Source organism: Okeania sp. SIO3I5, from assembly GCF_010672085.1.
Lineage (GTDB): Bacteria > Cyanobacteriota > Cyanobacteriia > Cyanobacteriales > Microcoleaceae > Trichodesmium.
The window spans coordinates 22,827-28,826 of sequence record NZ_JAAHHT010000111.1 but is presented as its reverse complement, the minus strand read 5'-3'; the positions used below and the strand labels follow the sequence as shown (position 1 = coordinate 28,826).

The 6,000-nt window shown below is 32.8% G+C and carries 3 protein-coding genes; 2 read left to right on the top strand and 1 reads right to left on the bottom strand.

Translation table 11 applies throughout. The features are described 5' to 3' along the window. Positions 1-26 precede the first annotated feature (26 nt). Positions 27-1,928 carry a PAS domain S-box protein gene (locus F6K40_RS22615; RefSeq protein WP_293139354.1) on the bottom strand — a complete coding sequence of 634 codons (1,902 nt, stop codon included), beginning with the start codon at positions 1,926-1,928 and terminating at the stop codon, positions 27-29. An 853-nt stretch (positions 1,929-2,781) separates the two neighbouring features. On the opposite strand from F6K40_RS22615, the gene F6K40_RS22610 reads away from it, so the two are divergent. Continuing rightward, positions 2,782-4,410, top strand: coding sequence for a peptide chain release factor 3 (locus tag F6K40_RS22610; protein ID WP_293139353.1), 1,629 nt, complete (start codon positions 2,782-2,784; stop codon positions 4,408-4,410). Positions 4,411-4,818: 408 nt separating this feature from the next. Continuing rightward, positions 4,819-5,829 carry a hypothetical protein gene (locus F6K40_RS22605; RefSeq protein ID WP_293139352.1) on the top strand — a complete coding sequence of 337 codons (1,011 nt, stop codon included), beginning with the start codon at positions 4,819-4,821 and terminating at the stop codon, positions 5,827-5,829. The last annotated feature ends 171 nt before the right edge of the window (positions 5,830-6,000 follow it).

The following is a 6,000-nucleotide window of genomic DNA, read 5'->3' as shown; positions in this document are numbered from 1 at the left end:
AACAGATAATAAAACAACATAATCTTCTATCTTTTAATTACCTCTAGATTATGCTCTTTACCATCAATAAATTTAAAAGTTTCTTCGGAGTGGCATGGTAAATTATTTTCCCAGCAATTCTTATCAAATTGATGAAGATTTTCTGCTTCTTTTTTAGGAAAAAGTTGATGATATTGTTCAACTTCCAAAAACCTTGACTCAGGAATTCCTAGATTTTCACATAATGTGTTATTTACAAACTTAACTTTGCCATTAACGTCAGTCATTAAAATCCAAATAGGAGCATTATCAAGAATTGCTCTTAAAGTTTTTTGTTGCCGGTCTAATTTTTGCTGTGCTTCAATACGTTCGGTAATGTCTTCATAACTACCAAGAATACCTATTACTTTACCGTCTTGATTATGAATAGGAACTTTACTGGTTTGTAACCATCTTTGTTGACCTTGAATAGTTAATTGAGGTTCAATTATTTGATATATAGGGGTATTAGATTCCATGACTTGACGATCTATTCTGCAATAATGTTCAAAATATTCTTGATTTCCGGGTAAATCATAGTCAGTTTTACCAACTATTTCTGCAGGGGATTTAAAACCAGCTCTATGAGCAAAACTATAATTACATCCCTGATATTCTAGGTTTCGATCTTTCCAAAATATTGATTGGGGAATAGTATTAATAATTAATTGCAGTTTTTGTTGAGATAGTTGTAATTCTACTTGTGCTTTTATCCGCTCGCTAACATCTAAAACTAGAGATAAAACAGAAATTAAATTGCCTTTTTCATCTAAAGAAACTGAGTTATACCATTCACAATTGATTACTTTTCCCTCTTTAGTATAGTTACGATTTAGGCAAGTATTTCTGGGTATATTTCCTTCTTGGAGTTGTTTAATTATACTGCCAACTTTTTCTAAATCTTCAGGAAAGATAAATTCCCATTCACTTACCTGTAAACCTATTACTTCTTCTGCTTGCCAAGCAAAGATTTTTTCTGCTTGTTGTGACCAACGTTGTACTCGAAATTCACTATTCCATTCAATTAGTCCCAGTGGAGTATTTTCTACATGAAAGTTCAATTGCTGTAGTGCGGTTTTCAGTCTATTTTCTGCTTCTACTTCTTCACTAATGTCATTAATAATTGCTGTTAATATAGTCTCTTTTTGTAGCTCTAATTTAGAAATAGAAGCTGTTGCTGGAAATTCAGTACCATCTTTCCGAAGTCCCCAAATTTGGCGACGATTAGCCATGAGACGGGAAACTTCAGAATCAGCACAAAATTGACGTACATAGTTTTGATGATTTGCTTTATTTCGTTCTGGCAATAGCAAATTTAATGATTTTCCTAAAACTTCACTTGCTTGATATCCAAATATTTTTTCTGCTCCTTGATTAAACATAGAAATATTTTGATTTTCATCAACTGAAATAATGGCATTTTGAGCAATTTCTAAAATTCCACTTAAACGTTTTTCAGATGCTTCTAAAGCTTCTTGTATTAGTTGCCTTTCTCTAATTTCTGCTTTTAATTTCTCGTTCATTGCTTCTAGTTTTGCCGAACTAGGAAGCGCTAATAAATTAGGAATTAATGGTATTAATGTTGTAGCTGTAAATAAAGATATTATTGCTGTTATTGCTTTCACTAAACCTGATAGCCAATAGATAGGATGCCAGAGAGTCAAAATTTCTATTAAATGAGTCAATCCACAGCTAACAATAAATGCACTAAATAAGAAAAATATTTCTGGGTAAGGTAGATCCTTTCGCTGCCTAATCAAATCAACTAAGGCAATAGGAATTGAGAAGTAAGATAATGCAATTAATCCGTCTGACAATATGTGCAGCGATACTAATTCAGGTTGCCAAAGATAACAATGTCCATGAGGAATAAAATTTCCTGTACTCCAAATTTTTGATAAAAAATTCATCTGCTTTTCTTGTATACAAAAATTATAAGATTATCAAATTTAAAAACAATCAAGTATTGATTTTTATTCAATTGATAATTTTTCGATTATCAATATTTACTCTATAGCAATTCCCAAAAAGCGTGAGGTACAAAATTATAGGTTTTAGGGAACACTTAACTGGGAACAGGGAATAGAATAAAAATAAAATATAGATGTACCATTAGACTCTGGGAAACGCTATATTTGTAATTTCAGGTATATCTTAGACTTCTTGCAGAAGTCAGGGAATAGGGAGTGAAATTATTGATTTAATATCTTTAATTGATTTCATTTTTGATTGTTGGAGATGTTTATTAAGATAGAGGATTTTAATATACATTATATCATAATAATAAAGTCAGCATTCAGCGGTCAGCTATTAGCTAGTCTCTTGCAGAGGAACTGCCTCTTTCAGAGGAGCTTTCCTGCGGAATGCGGAGCAAACGCTAACGCTAACCTTAACAGCTTCATTACTTTTAAAATAGGAAAAAGCAGTTGAGAGGTTTCAAGAATTAACAGTATAGATAAAAGTCTATTAGCTAACCTTAATAGTCTAGTCTATCGAACTACATTGTTTATTAAAAAGCTGTTTGCGTAGCATTCCGTAGGAAAAGCTGACTGCTAATAGCTGAATGCTTACATAATAGACATCTCCAAAAATCAAAAAATAAATCAATTCAAGAGCTGAAATAAACAATTTAATTCCCTATTCCCTATTCCCTATTCCCTATTCCCTGACAACTGCCACGAAGTCTAATAAATATATTAAATTCAGCCTAGATAAATATATAATATGATGAATAGTTGAATATTCTAAAAGTTAGGTTAACTTATGTCCATTGAAATTGAAGCAGAATTGGAAATAGCAGTAGATAAACGGCGTAACTTTGCCATTATTTCTCACCCTGATGCTGGTAAAACGACCCTTACAGAAAAACTATTATTGTACGGAGGCGCTATTCAAGAAGCTGGTGCAGTAAAAGCTAAAAGAGCGCAACGTCATGCTACCTCAGACTGGATGGCAATGGAACAACAAAGAGGTATTTCTATCACTTCTACAGTTCTACAATTTGATTATCAAAACTGTCAAATAAATCTTCTAGATACTCCTGGACACCAAGATTTTAGTGAGGATACATACAGAACATTAGCAGCAGCAGATAACGCTGTAATGTTAGAGGATAGTGCTAAAGGTTTAGAACCTCAAACTCGCAAATTATTTGAAGTTTGTAAAATGCGAAAACTACCCATTTTTACCTTTATTAATAAAATGGATAGACCAGGAAGAGAACCTTTAGAACTATTGGATGAAATTGAACAGGAATTAGGCTTAAAAACATATCCTGTAAATTGGCCGATCGGTATGGGCGATCGCTTCAAAGGAGTATTTGATCGAAGAAAACAACAAATTCACTTATTTGAGAGGAGTATTCATGGTAGAAAAGCAGCAACAAATACAGTAGTAAATTTAGGCGATCCTCAGATAGAAGAACTACTAGAACAAGACCTTTATTATCAACTCAAAGAAGATATAGAATTGCTAGATGAATTAGGTTCAGATTTAGATTTAGAAGAGATACATAAAGGAGAAATGACTCCTGTATTTTTTGGTAGTGCCATGACGAATTTTGGGGTGCAATTATTCTTAGATGCTTTCTTAGAATATGCCCTAAAACCAGGTACTCATAAAAGTACAGTTGGGGAAATTTCTCCTACTTATCCAAACTTCACTGGATTTGTGTTTAAATTGCAAGCTAATATGGACCCAAAACATCGAGATCGGGTGGCATTTATTAGAGTTTGCACAGGAAAGTTTGAAAAAGATATGACAGTTAGCCATGCTAGAACAGGTAAAACAGTACGATTATCTCGTCCGCAAAAGTTATTTGCTCAAGATAGAGCATCTATCGAAAATGCCTATCCAGGTGACATAATTGGTTTAAATAATCCAGGAGTATTTGCCATAGGAGATACTATTTACAATGGCAAAAAATTAGAGTACGAAGGTATCCCCTGTTTCTCACCAGAAATATTTGCTTATTTAAGGAATCCTAATCCTTCTAAATTTAAGCAATTTCGTAAAGGAGTTAATGAATTAAGAGAAGAAGGTGCAGTGCAAATTATGTACTCAGCAGACGAGTCAAAAAGAGACCCTATTTTAGCTGCTGTTGGGCAGTTACAATTGGAAGTTGTTCAGTTCCGAATGGAAAATGAATATGGAGTAGAAACCAGATTAGAAATGTTGCCTTTTAGTGTGGCACGTTGGGTAGATGGTGGTTGGGAAATACTGAAAAAAGTAGGTCGGTTATTTAATACTGTGGCGGTAAAAGATAGTTGGGGACGACCTGTTTTGTTGTTTAAAAATGAGTGGAATTGTCAACAGGTAGAATCTGAACATCCAGAATTAAAATTGAATAATACTGCACCTGTTGTTTCTGGTCAAGAACCAGAATCTTTATAGAAGTAAGAAGTAAGAAGGTGTATCTCATATTTGCCAAAATACTTTTTTCCTATTCCCTATTCTCTGTTCCCTATGCATCAATAATTTTTTTGCTTTCTTCTTGCATTGAGATGCACCCAAGTAAGAAGGCTTTAGTTATCTAGGAGAGAAGGAAAAGCTGATTTTTATAACTTTACTTTGAGCTTTTATCCTTCTTGAATCTTATACCATTTCTCTGTAACAATGCGCTTAATAATTATTACTATAACCCTAATTTTACCAATACTTGTTATCTTTTATTAAGCGTAACATCAGGTCGAAATGGTATTAAATTGAACTTACTTTAATTTGACAGTTGCCAGAAATTACTGTTATAATAAAAAATTAACTCAGTTTGCTTACCTACTGATTTTTTTTGAGAGATTGATTATGTCAAAAAAATACTCAGAGCTTTCTTTTAAGCTTAAATATGTTGATAATCATGGTACTGCTCAAGGATTATTTGCTCAAAAAGGATTTGCTAACGAAGAAGCAATAATCCTAGGAAAAGAAAGGTTAATTTATGAAGATATTGCCAATAGTACCACCCGCGATAATAGATTAATCCTAGCAATATCACCCACTGCTTCCTTGAGTAAAAAAGTATCAAATCAATTAATTAATGAGGCAGCTTTAGTATTAGAAATTCATCAAATTAATGCTCTTGATTTAAAAAGATTTATAGATCGTATTAATTCCAAAAAACAGGCTGAAATTACTAAACAACAATTTATTGAAGCTGCTGAAGGTCATCTTTTTTATACTGTCAATTGCCCAGAATGCGGAGCTACCATTAACCTGTCTCGACTGAACAAAACCAGTTATACCTACTGTAGGTTTTGCGAAACAATCTTTCAACAAAATCAAGACTTAATGACTAAAGGATCGAAGTATCGTACCTGTGATGAATGTCAGATGTTTGACAGGGTACAGGGTTATACCGAGTTTTACTTTTACTTTCTGCTGATAATTTATGGATATTCTTTTAAGCGTCGTTATCTGTGTGACAATTGTGCAGATAAAGTATTTTGGAAAACCTTGCTTATCAACTTTTTGTTTATAGTAGGTATCATTCCTTCAATTTGGATTAAAATCAAATCCCTAATGAATCGAGATTCAGAGTTAGAAGAATTAGCTAAAGCAAATGCTCTAGCTAGAATAGGCAATTATCAACAAGCTGATGTAATCTATTCACAGCTATATAACCACTATCCAAATCACCCAGGATTACTTATGAATGAAGGATTAGGTCATTTGTTTGGAAATGATGGGTTAGGAGGAGCAGAGCGTTTTAAGCGATCGCTGGGCTATTGTAGTAATTATTATCCGGTAATCAATTTAATCCAAAAAATACAAAGCACTTCTCAACAACAAACAAACAACACAAATAATAATAACTAATAAAGAAACAAAAGCATCTAAGCATTCAGCAATCAGCTATCAGCTTAATTACCTTTAAAGGAGGAAAAAGCAATAAGCGAGATTTCACAGAATTAAAAGTATGGTTCAACAATTAATAATTAATAATTAATAATTAATAATTAATTATTACCTCTCCTTGAAAAGAAGAGG